The sequence below is a fragment of the Kribbella sp. NPDC050459 genome, from assembly GCF_040655315.1.
GTDB lineage: Bacteria > Actinomycetota > Actinomycetes > Propionibacteriales > Kribbellaceae > Kribbella.
This window is the reverse complement of the sequence record NZ_JBFAJQ010000015.1, coordinates 202,668-216,527: the sequence shown is the minus strand read 5'-3', so window position 1 is coordinate 216,527 and position 13,860 is coordinate 202,668. Positions and strand designations below refer to the sequence as shown.

Genomic DNA, 13,860 nt, shown 5'->3' with positions numbered 1-13,860 from the left:
AGACGACACGCGGATACCCGGCGCAGCCCGCTCCCGACGTGCTAGTGGACTTTGCTGAAACGCCTTGGCCACAACGGCGGACCCCGATCCGGAACGCGGCCGGGCAAGTCGCGCGCGGCTCAGCTGACGGTGACGATCTTGGTGACCGTGTACGCGCCGCGGATCGCCGGCGCCCCGTACTCGCCGAACGCCGCCGCCAGCAGCTGACCCGGCGCGGTGGTGCCGTGGCACCGGTTGGTCAGGGAATGGGTTGGCACCTGGCGGGATGGTGGGGAAAATCGCCGGATTCGGCCGCACCGCCCAAAGCGGCCCGATTCGTGGAGGACCGCTATGCGATCTTTCGTTACCCGTCCCCGCGCCCTGGCCGTGCTTCTGGCCGGTACGGCGCTCGCGTTCAGTCCGCTCGGTGGACAGGCGACCGCGAAGGCGCCTGTCGACCAGACCGCCGGAGCGGCGTGTTTCACGCCCGAGGAAGGTCCCGCCGCGCGTGGTGGCTTCGGGGCCGACCACCGGGAGTTGTCGGCGGCCGAGCAGAAGGCCATCGACGCCCGGACCGCGGAGATCTTGAAGGCCAAGAAGGCGCGTGTCGGCACGTTGGCCTCGGCCAGTGTCCCGGTGTACATCCACGTGATGCTGAGCAAGTCCGGCGCCGGTGACGTCACCTCGACCCAGATCAACCAGCAGATCGCCGAGCTGAACCAGGACTTCGCAGGTCAGGAGTCGTCCCAGGCCGCGAACACCGGCTTCACGTTCACGCTGGCCGGCGTCAACCGGTACTACAACGACCAGTGGCACAAGGACCGGCAGAGCACCTCGTACCGCTCCCAGACGCGCCAGGGCGGCAAGAACGCCCTGAACATCTGGCTCGTCGACTTCTCGTACCTCGGGATCGCGACCTTCCCGTGGGACTACGCGAGCAACCCGTCGATCGACGGTATCCGGGTGCAGTACAGCTCCCTGCCCGGCGGCTCGGCGACCAACTACAACGAAGGCAAGACCGCGTCCCACGAGGCCGGTCACTGGTTCGGGCTGTACCACACGTTCCAGGGCGGCTGCACGAGCACGAACGACTCGGTGGCCGACACGCCCGCGCAGAGCAGCTCGTCCAGCGGCTGCCCGGAGGGCCGGGACTCCTGCTCGCTGCCCGGTCTGGACCCGATCCACAACTACATGGACTACTCCTACGACTCCTGCTACAACCAGTTCACTCCGGGGCAGTCGACCCGGATCAGCGACATGTGGACCGCGTACCGAGCCTGACGCTGTGCCTGATTCAGGGCATGAGACCCGACTGTGACATCTGCACCGTCGGCCAACTAGAGTGCCGCCGATGCGTTTGCTTCTGACGGCCTGCGCGACCACCGCACTGGTGGTCGCCGGACCTCTGACAGCGACCGCCGCCGATTCGGGCCCACAAGGCCCGGTCGGCGGCGAGCTGCTGACGGCGAAGCCGACGGTCGTCGCCAACGGGGCGGCACCGCCGGCCGTGCAGGCGTCGGCGTACGTCGTGGCCGACCTGGACACCGGGCAGGTGCTCGCCGCCAAGGCCCCGCACGCGAAGCTCCGCCCGGCCAGCACGCTCAAGACGCTCACCGCTCTGGTCCTGCTGCCCCGGCTGAAGAAGACCGATCCGGTCGTCGGGTCGGACGCCGACGCCGGCATCATCGGCAGCAAGGTCGGGGTGTACCCGGGCCTGCAGTACACCGTCGACCTGCTCTTCCAGGGCATGTTCCTGGCCTCCGGGAACGACGCCGTGCACGCGCTGTGCGCCCACGACCAGGGCGGCGTACCGGCGACCATCCAGCGGATGAACGCGAAGGCCAAGGATCTCGGCGCGCTCGACACCCATGTCACCGACCCGACCGGCCTCGACGCCGACGGGCAGTACTCCAGCGCCTACGACCTGGCCCTGTTCACCCAGGCGGGGCTCGAGCGCACGGACTTCGCGAAGTACGCGTCGACGAAGTACACGAACTTCCCGAACGCCGGGAACAAGGGCACCTACCAGGTCGCGAACCAGAACAAGCTGCTGTTCAACTACGACGGCGCGCTGGGCGTGAAGACCGGCTACACCACGCTGGCCCGGAACACGTTCGTCGGCGCCGCGCGGCGCAACGGGCACACGCTGGTGGTGACGCTGATGAACGCGCCGCACGGCATCACCGAGGACGCCAGCAACCTGCTGACCTGGACGTTCACGAACTACGGCAAGCTCAAGCCCGTCGGCACCCTGGTCAAGCCGGCCGCCGCGCCGCCGAAGACCCAGCCGCAGCAGAAGCCTGAGGCGGGCACAAAGAGTACGACGGGCGCACCGCGGGCCCGCACCGCGCTCAACCCGGGCCAGGCGGTCAAGTCGCTCGCCTTCCGCGTCCCCGACTGGGCGTACGCCGCGCCGCCGGTCCTCCTGCTCGGCCTCTTCCTCCGCCGCCCGCGGGCGCTCCGCCGCCGACGCCGTGGGCGACCGGGCTGATCAACAGGTGCAACTCGTCGACGAAGTCCTCGCGGACGAGGTGTCCAGCGCCTTTCAGGAGCGGCGGATGGAGCGGACCGCTCGGAGGCCTTGGAGCGCCAGGGTGGTGATCGTGACGCCGAGGACCGTCCCTGCGGCGACAGCGACCGAGTCTGCCTTGCGTTGCGGGACCGGCACGACCTTGTAGCGCTTCCCGGGCGGACCGGGAAGCAGGGGTTCGGGCTCGACGGCCTGCGGCTCCTGCTCCGACTCCGCTTCCGACCTACCCTCCGCCTTCTCTTCCGCGGCACGGGCGTCGAGGGTGGCCTCCTTCGTCCACGCGGCGATCAGCATGATCGCGCGGGTCATCAGGTAGATCCACACCAGCAGCGCCAGCGGCACCGCCACCGCGCCGTACGCCGCGTTCGCGCCGATCACGTGGTTCACGTAGAGGTTGCCAAGGCGCTGGGCGAGGTAGTACACGACGCCGCCGGCGAGCGCCGCGATCAGCGCCACTTTGGGGGGCAGCACGATCCGCGGCAGGACCGTCTGCATGTACAGGAACAGCACGGCGCCGGCGCCGATCCCGATCACCAGGCTGATCAGGCCGAGCCCCCAGTTCGCCAGCCAGGTGCCCTCCAGGTCGACCCAGTCGACGATGCGTTTCGACAGCGCGGTCAGGATCGACGACGCGCCGGTGGCGATCAGGCCGATCAGGCCGAGACCGATCAGGGCGCCGAGGTCGACCGCCTTCAGCTTGACGATGTTCCCCGGCTCGTCGTCCAGCTCATGCATCGAGCGGATCGAGGCGCGCAGCGAGTCGATCCAGCCGAGGCCGGTGAACAACAACCCGACCGCGGAGATCAGGCCGATGGTCCCGGCGTGCGCGATCAGCGCGTCGATGTCGATCTTGTCGCCGATCCCGGGCAGGTTCTTCTCCAGGGCCTTCTTCAGCGTCTCGATCGCATCGTCGCCGAGCAGCGGCCCGATGATCGCCGCGGCCAGCACGATCAGCGGGAACATCGACAGGAACCCAAAGAAGCTCGTTGCCCCGGCCAATCGGTTGCCGCGCCGGGCGCCGTACCGGTTCCAGGCCCGCCACAGCTGCGACCTCGTGAACCGCGCCCAGACACGCTTGATGCTGCCCATGTGACTCCTGTACCCCGATGAACGAGTCTCAGCCTGCCAGCGGGAACTCGCGCTGTGGGCGCCACACGCCGTCGGCGCCGTGTTCGTAGCGGCTGAAGTGCTCGACGTCGAAGGTGCAGTCGTACTCCGACAGGGCGTCGTACGCCCGGTCGAGCGCTTCCTTGTCCAGGTCGTGCGCGACCGTGACGTGCGGGTGGTACGGGAACTTCAGGTCGACGCTCAGCGGGCCGGAGCGGACCTGCGACTGCAGCACCTCGCACGACGAGATGCCCTCCGCCAGCGGGACGAACACCACCGGCGAGATCGGCCGGAAGGTCGCCGTGCCGCGCAGCCGGATCCGGAACCGCGGGAACCGGGCCGCGACCGCGAGCAGGTGCTCGTCGATCCGCTCCAGATCGCCGGCCCCGATCTCGGTCGGCGGCAGCAGCGTGATGTGGGTCGGGATCGACGCGGCCATCGGATCGCCGAAGTCGGCCCGGTGCTTCTGCAGCTCCGAGCCGTACGGCTCCGCGATCGGGATCGCGACACCGATCGTGGTCATGGGGCCTACCGTCCCTGCGGCGGGCCGGCGACGAAACCGAGACGGTCGTAGACCCGGGCCAGCGTCGGCTCGGTGACCGCCCGGGCCCGCTCGGCGCCGGCCGCCAGGATCGCGTCCAGCTGCGCCTTGTCGTCGAGGTAGGTCAGCGTCTGCTCCCGGAACGGCGTGACGAACTCGACCACGACGTCGGCGAGGTCCTTCTTGAAGTCGCCGTACCCGCGCCCGGCGTACTCGTCCTCGAGCTCGCTGATCTTCTTGCCGGTCAGCGCCGAGTAGATCGTCAGCAGGTTGGCCACGCCGGCCTTCTCGACCGGGTCGAAGATCACGTCCCGCCCGGAGTCGGTGACCGCGGACCGGATCTTCTTCGCGCTCACCTTCGGGTCGTCGAGCAGGTCGATGATGCCGGCCGGCGAGGACGACGACTTGCTCATCTTCGCCGACGGGTCCTGCAGGTCGGAGATCTTCGCGGTCTCCTTGACGATGTACGGCTCGGGCAGCCGGAAGGTCTTGCCGAACCGGTGGTTGAAGCGCTGCGCTAGGTCGCGGGTCAGCTCCAGGTGCTGGCGCTGGTCCTCGCCGACCGGGACCCGGTCGGCCTGGTAGATCAGGATGTCCGCGGCCTGCAGGATCGGGTACGTGAACAGGCCGACGGTGGCGCGGTCGGCGCCGCCCTTGGCCGACTTGTCCTTGAACTGCGTCATCCGGCTGGCCTCGCCGAACCCGGTCAGGCAGCCGAGCACCCAGGACAGCTGGGCGTGCTCGGGCACGTGCGACTGGACGAACAGGGTGGACCGCTCCGGGTCGATCCCGGCGGCGAGCAGCTGCGCCGCGGACCGGCGGGTGCGCTCGCGGAGCGCCTTCGGCTCGTACTCCACCGTGATCGCGTGCAGGTCGACGACGCAGTAGAACGCCTCGTGGTCGTCCTGCAAGGCAACCCACTGCCGCAACGCGCCGAGGTAGTTGCCGAAGTGGAAGGAGTCCGCCGTCGGCTGGATCCCGGAGAGCACGCGCGGGCGTCGCTGGGAACCGGCTGCGGAGGGGTCAGACGCAGCATGGGACATGGGACCGATTCTGCCAGCGTTCTCAACTCACCCTGCACCCGGGCGGGTTATCAGTCATATCTCAACGACTATGGGTCACCAGGACCAGCCGCGGGCGGCCAGTTCCTGCTCCTCCTGCCAGCGTTTCTCCTCGGAGCGTTTCATCTCGGCCTCCCCCGGGCAGCCCGCCAGCCGGCAGGCCTCGTCGAGGAGGTCGTCGTACGCGGCCTCCAGCGCCATCAGCTTGTGCGCGCGGGCGTACACGTGCGGCGTGGACTCGATGCTGCGGATCTTGGTGGACAGATGCCCGAGGCGGGTCTGCAGGCGGAGCGTGTCGAACGGGTCCGGCTCGGGCTCCCGATGCCGGTGCAGCCGCGCGGTCAGGCGCGCCGTCCGCCGCTCCACACCGCGCCGCCACCGCGACGGCGGCGGATGCGGCAGCAGCAGGTTCAGCAGGACGCACAGCGTCAAGAACAGAACCAAAACCGCCAGCCACTCCATCGCACTCCCTCCCCTCCTCCGAGCGTACGGCGGGGAGCGCCTGACGGCGATGGGGTTTTATCCGTTCGTAGCCGGGTTCACAGCCCGATGATCAGAAGCGGTCAGGTTGCCCTGACCTGGATCTCACTCGCGGTGGTACTTCGTGACCGCGGAGTCCTGTTCGAGCTTGTCGGCCGCCGCCTGGATCCGCGCGGTCCACTCGGACTGTTGCAGGCCGCCGGCCATGAACTGCCCGGTGGCCGTCGCGGCCGCGTCCGCGAACTGCGGGTACCAGTCGTCGAAGTACCAGACGATCAGCTGGTCGCCGGCCGCGGACAGCAGGTCCCGGGCCGAGCGGAGCGCCGACCCCATCTCGAGCCCGTCGGCCGCGCCCCGGACGATGGTGAGCTGGCTCGCCTCCGAGGTGACCTGCGCCGCGACGTCGGCCGACAGCAGGGCCCGCAGGTACTCGAGCCCGCCGGCCTTGTTCCGCGCCTTGTCCGGTACGAGGAACGGCGCGGTCGCCGCGACGTGCACACCGCTGGCCAGCGCCGGCGACGAGTCCAGCGGCGGTACGGCGAACATGGTCAGCGCGAAGTCCTGCGGGACCAGGCCCTTCATCTCGTTCTCGAGCCAGTTGCCGCACGGCAGCATCCCGGCCTTGCCGGCGAGGAAGCGTTTCTGCGAACCGATGTGGTCGTACGCCGCGGTCCCGGCCGCGAGCAGCCCGCGCTTGGCCAGCTCACCGACCGCGATGATCGCCTTGGTGACGCTCTCGTCCTTCCAGGCGCCGCCCTCGAGGTTGTCGATCCGCTTGACGACGTCCGGCCCGCCGGTCTTGGCGGCCAGCGTCAGCACCAGCTCCAGCAGGTAGTACGGATGTGTGCCGGCGTAGATGAACGGCCCGAGCTTGGCAGCCTTCATGTCGGCGCCGAGGGCGAGCAGATCCGTCCAGGTGCGCGGCACCTCCCAGCCGTTGCGCTGGAACAGGCTGGCCGAGTACCAGATGCCGTAGACGCTCGCGATGTAGTTGACGGTGCGCTGGGTCCCGTCGTACCGGCCGAAGTTCAGCATGTCGGGCAGCAGCTGGTCCTTGACCGCCGCGTTCGGGTTGTCCCAGGACGGCGCGTCCAGCAGCTGCTGCAGGTCGGTCAGCTGGCCTTCCTTGACCAGCCGGCCGAGCTCCAGCTCGTCGTCGCCGGTGCTGAGCACCACGTCGGGCGGGTTGCCCGCGGCGAACCGGGGCAGCAGCTGGCCGGACAGTTGCGGTGCCAGCTTCGGCGTGACGACGGCGGCGGCGTACCTCTTCCGGTACGCCGCCGCCGCGAAACCGCCGTACTCCTCACTGATGACCAGGTCGACCGGAGCGTTCCCATCGACGGTGAACGGGTTGTCCTTCGACACCAGCGGGGCGACCGGTGTCGTGGAACATCCGCTCAGGACCGCGCCGGCCAGCGCTCCCTGCAGTAGTGTCCGGCGTTTCAGCATCCCGGCAGGCTACCTACTTCACGCCTCCGGCGGTGACGGAGACCTGCAGTTGACGCTGGAAGATGATGTAGACGACCAGAACCGGCGCCACCGTGATCACCACGGCCGCGAACAGCGCGCCGAAGTCCACCGCGTAGCCGGCTTGCGATGCGAACGAAGCCATGCCCTGCGAGAGCACGTAGTTCTTCGAGTCGGTGTTCAGCGCGACCGGGAGCAGGAACTGGTTCCACAACCCGAGGAAGTTGAAGATCGCGACCGATGCCATCCCCGGCCGGGCCATCGGCAGCATCACCGAGAAGAACGAGCGCCACTCACCCGCGCCGTCGATCTGCGCCGCCTCGTAGACCTCTCCCGGCAGCGCCTTGAAGAAGGCGTGCAGGAAGAAGACCGTGAACGGCAGTGCGAACGCGACGTAGGTGGCGATCAACCCGGGCAGAGTGTTGAGCAGCGCGAGGTTCTTCAGTACGAAGAACAGCGGCACGATCGCCAGGAAGACCGGGAACGTCAGCCCGGCCAGCATGGAGTAGTAGATCAGCCGGTTGCCGGGGAACGTGAACCTGGCCAGCACGTATGCGCACATGGCGCCGAGGATCATCACCAGCACCAGCGCAGAGCCCACGACGATCACGGTGTTCAGGAAGTACCGGCCGATACCGGCCGTCGTCCAGGCGTTGGCGTAGTTCTCGAAGCGCAGCTTGCTCGGCAGCGACAGCGGGTTGCCCAGGACCTCCTGCGTCGACTTGAACGAGGACAGCAGCGTCCACAGCAGCGGCAGGATCACCAGCAGCGACCACAGGATCAGCGCGACGTGGGCGGTCGTCGCCACGCCTCTGCCCTCGCGGGCCCCGTGATGGGGTGCGCGGCGGGCCCCGGCAACGACGTCGGCCCGGTCAGTGGCGGTGGTTGTCATCGGCGTACCTTCACTTTCCGCTCACGTCCGCCGGTCAGCGCGTTCACCACGAAGACCAGGAGCGCGAACAGCATCGTCACCGCGGCCAGGACCACGCCCATCGCCGTCGAGTAACCGAACTGCCCCTTGGTGAAGGCAGTGGTGAACAGCTGCTGGGGCATGACGAGAGTCGAGTTCTGCGGCCCGCCGCCGGGGTTCAGCGCCTGCATGTAGACGAAGGCGTCGAGCGCGGCGATACCGAGGTAGATGTAGGCCGTCTGCACGTTGTCCCGGATCAGCGGCACCGTCAGCGACACCGCGGTCCGGAACCGGCCGGCGCCGTCGATCCGGGCCGCCTCGAACACCTCGGGGTCGATGCCGCGGATGGCGGCGATGAACAGCACCATGTAGAAGCCGACGAAGCCCCAGATCATCACGAACATCGAGGCCGGCATCGCGGTCCGCGCGTCGCCGAGCCACGCGTAGTTCTCGAACTGCTCGAGCCCGATCTTGGTCAGCACCGCGTCCAGGATGCCCGAGCCCGGCGTGAACACCTGGGCCCAGATCAGTCCGATCACGATCGCCGGGATCACGTACGGGAAGAACGAGACGATCCGGTAGAAGCCGGAGTTCCGCAGGCCGCGGACGGTCCCGGTGCCCGAACCGCCGATCGTCACCAGCGTGGCCAGGGTCAGCGCCAGCACGATCGTCACGATCGGCACCACGATCGCGAGCAGGATGTTGTTGCGAACGGCCTTCAGGAAGATGTCGTCGTGGAACAGCTTCACGTAGTTGTCGAAGCCGACGAAGTTCTGCCCCGCGCTGAACCCGGACCAGTCGGTCAGCGAGTAGTACAGCGCCTGCACGAACGGCGAGACGACGAAGATCACGAAAACCGCCAGCGGCAGGCCGAGGAACACGACCATGAAGCTGACCCGATCGAAGGTCAGCGGCCGGCGGCGCCGGGTGACGGACCGCTGGGGTCCGTCACCCGGCACAGCTTCTTGCGTGGTGGTCACTTCGTGACCGGGATCTTCTTGACGGAGCTGTCGTTGCGCACCTTGTCGGTGATCTGCTGCAGGCCCTTCGTCAGGCCGGCCGCGTCGGTCTGGCCGGACAGGAACGAGTTCCAGACCACGAGGTTGTCGGTGTTCATGCCGTACAGGCCGACGAACTGGTAGTCGAAGACGTTGGTGCCGGCCGCGTCCAGCATCGCGGTCTGCGACTGCAGCGCGGTCGAACCGAAGCCGTCGGCGGGCACCAGGCCCTTGACGATCGTCGGCGCCAGCCGGGTCTTGGCGAAGTTGGTCGCCGCCTCCTTGGACAGCATCGCCCGCAGCAGCTCCTTGCCACCGGCAACGTTCTTGCCCTTCGACGGGACGATGAACGGCTCGCCGGCCGCGCTGCGCAGCGACTCGTACGGCAGCTTCGGGGCGTCGGTGAGCACCGGCTCCGGGACGCCCTTCATGTTGAAGCCCGCCTTGGTGGCCTTCTTCATCTCGTTCTCGATCCACGAGCCCGAGGGGTAGAGGATGGCCTGCTGGTCGTTGCTCCACTTCGCCTGCGCGGCGGTGAACTGCGTGCCGGCGCCGCCGGGGACGAAGTACCCGTTCTTGACCATCGTCTCCAGGGCCTTGAAGATGCCCTGGATCTGCGGCATCGACCAGCAGTTCTCCTTGAGGTTCTCCAGCGCCAGCCGGACCTCGTCGCCACCCTCCTTGATCGCGCCGTCGACGGCCATCGTGTGGTAGTAGGTGGCGGCTTCCTTGCCCCAGACGAACAGGTACTTGCCCTTCGCCTTCGCCTTGGCGCCGAGGTCGAGCAGCCCGTCGTAGGTCTTCGGCGGCTCCCAGCCGTTCTCCTTGAACAGGCTGTCGGAGTACCAGATGCCGTAGAGGGTCAGCACGTAGTTCATCGCGACGAACTTGTTGTCGAAGGTACCGGGGTTCTTCGCGCCCGGGTACAGGGTGTCGGCGATCTTCGTGCCCTCGTAGTTGTTGGCCTCGAAGACGTCGTCGAGCGTCGACAGCTGGTCCAGGATCGTGTTGAAGCCGATCTGGTTCGCGCCGGAGTTGTCGATCAGGTCCGGCGGGTTGCCGCCGACGAAGCGCGGCTGCAGCTGCTGGGCGATCTGGGTCGACGGAGCAACCTTGAACGTCGAGCCCGCGAACTTCTTCTGCGCGATGTTGGCCGCGAACGTCACGTAGTCGTAGCCGTAACCGCCGTTGAAGATGACCGCGTCGACAGTCGCCTTGTCGGCCATGCCGAACGGGTTGTCCGCGGTCTTGTCGGCACCGCCACTGCCGGAACCGCTGTCGTCGCTGCCACTGCCGGCACAGGCCGCCAGCAGCGTGCTGCCGCCGGTCGCCATCAACGTGCCGACCGCCGCGCGCTGCAGGAACAGCCGCCGCGAGAGGTTGTTGGGAGTGGTCATGTTGCCGCCTTCCGAGTGATGATTCAGGCAGTGCGCCGGATACGACCGGCGTACCGTGCTTCAAGGGCGTGGTTGTGCTCGTCGCCGCCCGGGATGTTCGCAGACAGATACACGGGCGGCGTCTCGCCCGCGTCCGTCATCCGGCGCAGCACCTCCGCGACCAGCAGCTGCGCGATCAGCGCCGCGGTGATGGACGACACCGCACACACCTTGCCCGCACCGTCGGGCAGGTCGAGGACGGAGTCGCCGTACGGCGCGTGGTTGTCGAGGACCACGTCGGCGAAGTCGATCAGCTTCTTGCCGGACGGGTGCCGCGACTCCATACCGCCGGTGTGCTGCAGCGAGGTGATCGCGATCAGCGGGTGGCCATTCTCCTTGACCACACTTGCGAGCTCGACGATCGAGCCGTTCACACCGGAGTTCGAGGCGATGACGAACAGGTCGCCCTCGCGGGCGGCGGACAGCTCGTAGAGCTTCCGGGAGTACTGCGGGTCGCGCTCGAGCTCCGCACTGCGCAGCAGCTCGGTCGGCTCACCGCCGAGCAGCACGAGATCGCGCAACGCGATCCGGTTGGTGGCGATCAGTCCGCCGGCCCGGCCGGCGATCTCCATCGCCAGCGCCTCGGAGTGGCCGGAGCCGAACGCCTGGATGACGCCGTTCGCGCGCAGCGACGTGGTCATCAGGTCGGCCGCCCGCTGGATCGGGCCGTCGATCTGTGTGGTGACTGCAGCCATGATCGGCATCAGGGTTTGAACATAAGCCTGCGCGCTCACGCCGCTCGTCTCCCCCGTGTTATCGCTGGCCATCAGCGGGCCCACCCCTCGACTACTGTGCTCGCAGCGACACTCCAGGTGCCGACAAATGCGCAAGTTTGCGGTTTGCTGGACAGAACTTTTCTCAACTCGCAGCTAAAGTCAAGGCTCATTCGTGTGATCTCCCCAGATCGGGACCGTTGCGTAACCTTGTTTTCTTGTGCTTACTTATAAGCTCTTTCGAGCAGTTTGGAGCATCGCGTATGTCGGTCGAACGCCCGCTTCCGGACGCTGACGCCGCACCTGTCGACCAGGTGGTCCTGCTACCTGCCGGACCGCTGGTCCTCGGCGGCGACCTCGGCGGTACATCCACCCGGATCGTGATCGCGGACTCTGAGGGCAACGTAATCGGTCGCGGCGCCGCAGCGGGAGGGAATCCGACCAGTCACCCCGCAAGCGCGGCGGCCAACTTCGGGCAGGCGCTTCACGCCGCGCTGGCCGGACTGGACCCGACGGCCGTCCAGGCGGCCGTCGTCGGTATGGCCGGCGGCGTGGCGCTCGCACGACCGGACGTGGCGGCCCAGTTCGAGGCGGCCTGGACGGGCGCGGGCCTGATCGTTGCCCCTGACTACATCGGCGATCTCGAGGTCGCTTTCGCCTCTGGTACGCCGGAGCCGGACGGCACCGTGCTGATCGCGGGCACCGGCAGCAACGCCGGTCTGGTGCGCAACCACCAACTCGTGCGCACCGCGGGCGGGCACGGCTGGCTGCTCGGCGACGACGGCTCCGGTTTCTGGCTCGGCCGCGAGGCGGTCCGCAGCGTGCTCCAGGCACTCGATCTGCGCGAGCCGCTCGGGGCGCTCGGGCAGGCCGTCGTACAGGCGATCCTGCCCGATCGGGACGAGAATGCAGCTGCACAGCGTGAAGGATACGACGCGTTGCGTGACGATCTGGTGAGGACGGTGAACAGCCGTCCACCCGTTCTGCTTGCCGAGCTCGCGCCGGCGGTGATCGCGGCGTACGCACAGGACGACGAGACTGCGCGGGCCTTGGTGAAACGCGCAGCGGAACTGCTCACAGAAACGGCCGCCCGGCTGAAGACAACGTCGGACAAGGGCCCGATGGTCCTCGCGGGCAGTGTCGCGGGTGAATCTTCACCCGTCGGACAACTCATCCGGCAGCATTTTGCCGGCGAGGTCCTGACCGCCCGCGACGGCGTAGGCGGCGCCACCTGGCTGGCACTCGGGGCCCTCGACCCAGCCCTCCCGAACCCCGAGAACCACACTCGCCTGGTTTCCTAGCCGAGCACCGACACCGGGCGGACCTCGACGGCGAAGAACCCGGCTTCGGGGATGGTGGCGGCTACCTCCTCGGCGCGGGACTGGGAGGCCACGTCGATGAGGAAGACGCCGGCCAGCTGTTCTTTCGCCTCAGAGTAGGGGCCGTCGGTGGTGGCGCGGACGCCCTCGCGGACGCGGACCACGCGGGTCTTCGACGGCGGGTCGAGCGGGACGGCCGTGATCAGTTCACCGTTGGCGTCGAGTTCCTTCAGCAGGTTGTCGAGCTGGGCGGCGAGCGCGTCGCGGGCCTTCTTCGGCAGCGCCTTGCCGGCCTCGGTGTGCAGGAACGACGGGTGTCCCCAGGTGATCGGGTTGCTGTGGATCATCAGCAGGTACTTCATGACCGTGTCCTTTCGGGCAGTTGTCGGATCTTCGCAGCAGAGGTCGGAAGCAACCGGGCGCACTCGACATTTCGGCTGTTTAGGGTGACGTGCATGGAGGAGATCGACTTCCGGACGGCCGACGGGCGGGTCCTGCACGGTTACGACAGCGCTCCCGGTGACGACACGCGCCTGGCCGTGGTCTGGCATCACGGCACACCGAACCTGGGGACCCCGCCGGCGCCGCTGTTCGAGGCGGGCGAACGGCTCGGCATCCGGTGGATCTCGTTCGACCGGCCGGGGTACGGCGGTTCGACCGCTGCGCCGCATCGCACGATGGCGTCGGTCGCCGCCGACCTGACCGCACTGCTGGACACGCTCGGCGTCGGCACCTGCGCCCTGATGGGCTACTCGGGCGGCGGCTCGTACGCACTGGGCGCCGCCGCGGTCCTCGGCGATCGGGTCGAGGCGGTCGCGACCTTCGCCGCGATCGCGCCGTACGACGCCGAAGGCCTCGACTGGTACGACGGCATGGTCGCGTCCGGCCGCGCATCGCTGCAGGCCGCCGCCGCGGGCCGGGACGCGAAGGTACGGCACGAGAGCTCCGGCGCCGAGTACGACCCCGAGTTCACACCGTCCGACCTGGCCATGTTCGACGGACCGTGGGGCTGGCTCGGCTCCATCGCCGGCGAGCAGTCGATGCCCGGCGGCCCGGACGGCCTGATCGACGACGACTGCTCGTACACCCACCCCTGGGGCTGTACGCCGAGCGCGGTCACTGCTCCGACGCTCCTTGTCCACGGCACCGCCGACGGCATCATCCCGTGCGCCCACGCCCACTGGCTGGCCGACCGTCTCCCGGCCGCAACGCTCGAGATTCACCAGGACCTCGGCCACGTCTCGATCCTGAGCCGGGCCGAACCCGCCCTGGAATGGATTCGGGACCGAACTGGCTGAATCGTCAGCTTGTCATCGGGG

General features: G+C 68.3%; 15 protein-coding genes. 4 read left to right on the top strand and 11 right to left on the bottom strand.

What is annotated here, in order from left to right; genetic code table 11:
* Window positions 1-119: 119 nt before the first annotated feature.
* Window positions 120-257, bottom strand: coding sequence for a hypothetical protein (locus AB0I12_RS35990; protein WP_359938725.1), 138 nt, complete (start codon window positions 255-257; stop codon window positions 120-122).
* Between the two features lie 73 nt (window positions 258-330).
* Here AB0I12_RS35990 and AB0I12_RS35985 point away from each other — a divergent pair, with 73 nt between their 5' ends.
* Window positions 331-1,260 carry a zinc metalloprotease gene (locus AB0I12_RS35985; RefSeq protein ID WP_359938722.1) on the top strand — a complete coding sequence of 310 codons (930 nt, stop codon included), beginning with the start codon at window positions 331-333 and terminating at the stop codon, window positions 1,258-1,260.
* A 70-nt stretch (window positions 1,261-1,330) separates the two neighbouring features.
* Complete coding sequence (locus AB0I12_RS35980) at window positions 1,331-2,470, top strand: D-alanyl-D-alanine carboxypeptidase family protein (RefSeq protein WP_359938719.1); 1,140 nt, start codon at window positions 1,331-1,333, stop codon at window positions 2,468-2,470.
* 54 nt (window positions 2,471-2,524) lie between these two features.
* On the opposite strand, the gene AB0I12_RS35975 is transcribed toward AB0I12_RS35980, so the two are convergent.
* The 9 genes from AB0I12_RS35975 to AB0I12_RS35935 all read right to left on the bottom strand — a co-directional run bounded on the left by AB0I12_RS35975 (window position 2,525) and on the right by AB0I12_RS35935 (window position 11,276).
* Window positions 2,525-3,598: a YihY/virulence factor BrkB family protein gene (locus AB0I12_RS35975; RefSeq protein WP_359938716.1), complete on the bottom strand. Its 1,074-nt coding sequence runs from the start codon at window positions 3,596-3,598 to the stop codon at window positions 2,525-2,527.
* A 28-nt stretch (window positions 3,599-3,626) separates the two neighbouring features.
* A complete protein-coding gene (locus AB0I12_RS35970; protein ID WP_359938713.1) occupies window positions 3,627-4,139 on the bottom strand; it encodes a 2'-5' RNA ligase family protein in 513 nt (170 codons plus the stop codon).
* Window positions 4,140-4,144: 5 nt separating this feature from the next.
* Window positions 4,145-5,200: a tryptophan--tRNA ligase gene (gene trpS, locus AB0I12_RS35965; protein ID WP_359938710.1), complete on the bottom strand. Its 1,056-nt coding sequence runs from the start codon at window positions 5,198-5,200 to the stop codon at window positions 4,145-4,147.
* A 75-nt stretch (window positions 5,201-5,275) separates the two neighbouring features.
* Window positions 5,276-5,680 (bottom strand): hypothetical protein, encoded by a 405-nt coding sequence (locus tag AB0I12_RS35960; RefSeq protein ID WP_359938707.1) that lies wholly within the window; start codon window positions 5,678-5,680, stop codon window positions 5,276-5,278.
* 123 nt (window positions 5,681-5,803) lie between these two features.
* On the bottom strand, window positions 5,804-7,147 hold the full coding sequence (ngcE, locus tag AB0I12_RS35955) for an N-acetylglucosamine/diacetylchitobiose ABC transporter substrate-binding protein (protein WP_359938704.1): 1,344 nt from the start codon (window positions 7,145-7,147) through the stop codon (window positions 5,804-5,806).
* Between the two features lie 13 nt (window positions 7,148-7,160).
* Window positions 7,161-8,057 (bottom strand): carbohydrate ABC transporter permease, encoded by an 897-nt coding sequence (locus tag AB0I12_RS35950; RefSeq protein WP_355473812.1) that lies wholly within the window; start codon window positions 8,055-8,057, stop codon window positions 7,161-7,163.
* Window positions 8,054-9,055 carry a sugar ABC transporter permease gene (locus AB0I12_RS35945; protein WP_359938701.1) on the bottom strand — a complete coding sequence of 334 codons (1,002 nt, stop codon included), beginning with the start codon at window positions 9,053-9,055 and terminating at the stop codon, window positions 8,054-8,056. Before AB0I12_RS35945 ends, AB0I12_RS35950 begins: the two co-directional genes overlap by 4 nt.
* Window positions 9,052-10,470 carry an N-acetylglucosamine/diacetylchitobiose ABC transporter substrate-binding protein gene (gene ngcE / locus AB0I12_RS35940; protein WP_359938698.1) on the bottom strand — a complete coding sequence of 473 codons (1,419 nt, stop codon included), beginning with the start codon at window positions 10,468-10,470 and terminating at the stop codon, window positions 9,052-9,054. The genes AB0I12_RS35945 and ngcE (AB0I12_RS35940) overlap by 4 nt, the downstream gene beginning before the upstream one ends.
* Before the next feature lie 23 nt (window positions 10,471-10,493).
* Complete coding sequence (locus tag AB0I12_RS35935; RefSeq protein ID WP_359938696.1) at window positions 10,494-11,276, bottom strand: SIS domain-containing protein; 783 nt, start codon at window positions 11,274-11,276, stop codon at window positions 10,494-10,496.
* A gap of 209 nt (window positions 11,277-11,485) precedes the next feature.
* Between AB0I12_RS35935 and AB0I12_RS35930 the strand changes: the two genes are divergently transcribed.
* On the top strand, window positions 11,486-12,523 hold the full coding sequence (locus AB0I12_RS35930; RefSeq protein WP_359938694.1) for a BadF/BadG/BcrA/BcrD ATPase family protein: 1,038 nt from the start codon (window positions 11,486-11,488) through the stop codon (window positions 12,521-12,523).
* Here AB0I12_RS35930 and AB0I12_RS35925 read toward each other — a convergent pair.
* Window positions 12,520-12,903 (bottom strand): YciI family protein, encoded by a 384-nt coding sequence (locus tag AB0I12_RS35925; protein ID WP_359938692.1) that lies wholly within the window; start codon window positions 12,901-12,903, stop codon window positions 12,520-12,522. The genes AB0I12_RS35930 and AB0I12_RS35925 overlap by 4 nt on opposite strands.
* Window positions 12,904-12,996: 93 nt before the next feature.
* Here AB0I12_RS35925 and AB0I12_RS35920 point away from each other — a divergent pair, with 93 nt between their 5' ends.
* Window positions 12,997-13,839 carry an alpha/beta hydrolase gene (locus tag AB0I12_RS35920; RefSeq protein ID WP_359938690.1) on the top strand — a complete coding sequence of 281 codons (843 nt, stop codon included), beginning with the start codon at window positions 12,997-12,999 and terminating at the stop codon, window positions 13,837-13,839.
* The last annotated feature ends 21 nt before the right edge of the window (window positions 13,840-13,860 follow it).

Bases quoted from the DNA above. Each gene is read 5' to 3' on its own strand.
- AB0I12_RS35985 (WP_359938722.1), top strand. From the start codon at position 331: ATGCGATCTTTCGTTACCCGTCCCCGCGCCCTGGCCGTGCTTCTGGCC.
- AB0I12_RS35980 (WP_359938719.1), top strand. From the start codon at position 1,331: ATGCGTTTGCTTCTGACGGCCTGCGCGACCACCGCACTGGTGGTCGCC.
- AB0I12_RS35975 (WP_359938716.1), bottom strand. From the start codon at position 3,598: ATGGGCAGCATCAAGCGTGTCTGGGCGCGGTTCACGAGGTCGCAGCTG.
- AB0I12_RS35970 (WP_359938713.1), bottom strand. From the start codon at position 4,139: ATGACCACGATCGGTGTCGCGATCCCGATCGCGGAGCCGTACGGCTCG.
- trpS (WP_359938710.1), bottom strand. From the start codon at position 5,200: ATGTCCCATGCTGCGTCTGACCCCTCCGCAGCCGGTTCCCAGCGACGC.
- AB0I12_RS35960 (WP_359938707.1), bottom strand. From the start codon at position 5,680: ATGGAGTGGCTGGCGGTTTTGGTTCTGTTCTTGACGCTGTGCGTCCTG.
- ngcE (WP_359938704.1), bottom strand. From the start codon at position 7,147: ATGCTGAAACGCCGGACACTACTGCAGGGAGCGCTGGCCGGCGCGGTC.
- AB0I12_RS35950 (WP_355473812.1), bottom strand. From the start codon at position 8,057: ATGACAACCACCGCCACTGACCGGGCCGACGTCGTTGCCGGGGCCCGC.
- ngcE (WP_359938698.1), bottom strand. From the start codon at position 10,470: ATGACCACTCCCAACAACCTCTCGCGGCGGCTGTTCCTGCAGCGCGCG.
- AB0I12_RS35935 (WP_359938696.1), bottom strand. From the start codon at position 11,276: ATGGCCAGCGATAACACGGGGGAGACGAGCGGCGTGAGCGCGCAGGCT.
- AB0I12_RS35930 (WP_359938694.1), top strand. From the start codon at position 11,486: ATGTCGGTCGAACGCCCGCTTCCGGACGCTGACGCCGCACCTGTCGAC.
- AB0I12_RS35925 (WP_359938692.1), bottom strand. From the start codon at position 12,903: ATGAAGTACCTGCTGATGATCCACAGCAACCCGATCACCTGGGGACAC.
- AB0I12_RS35920 (WP_359938690.1), top strand. From the start codon at position 12,997: ATGGAGGAGATCGACTTCCGGACGGCCGACGGGCGGGTCCTGCACGGT.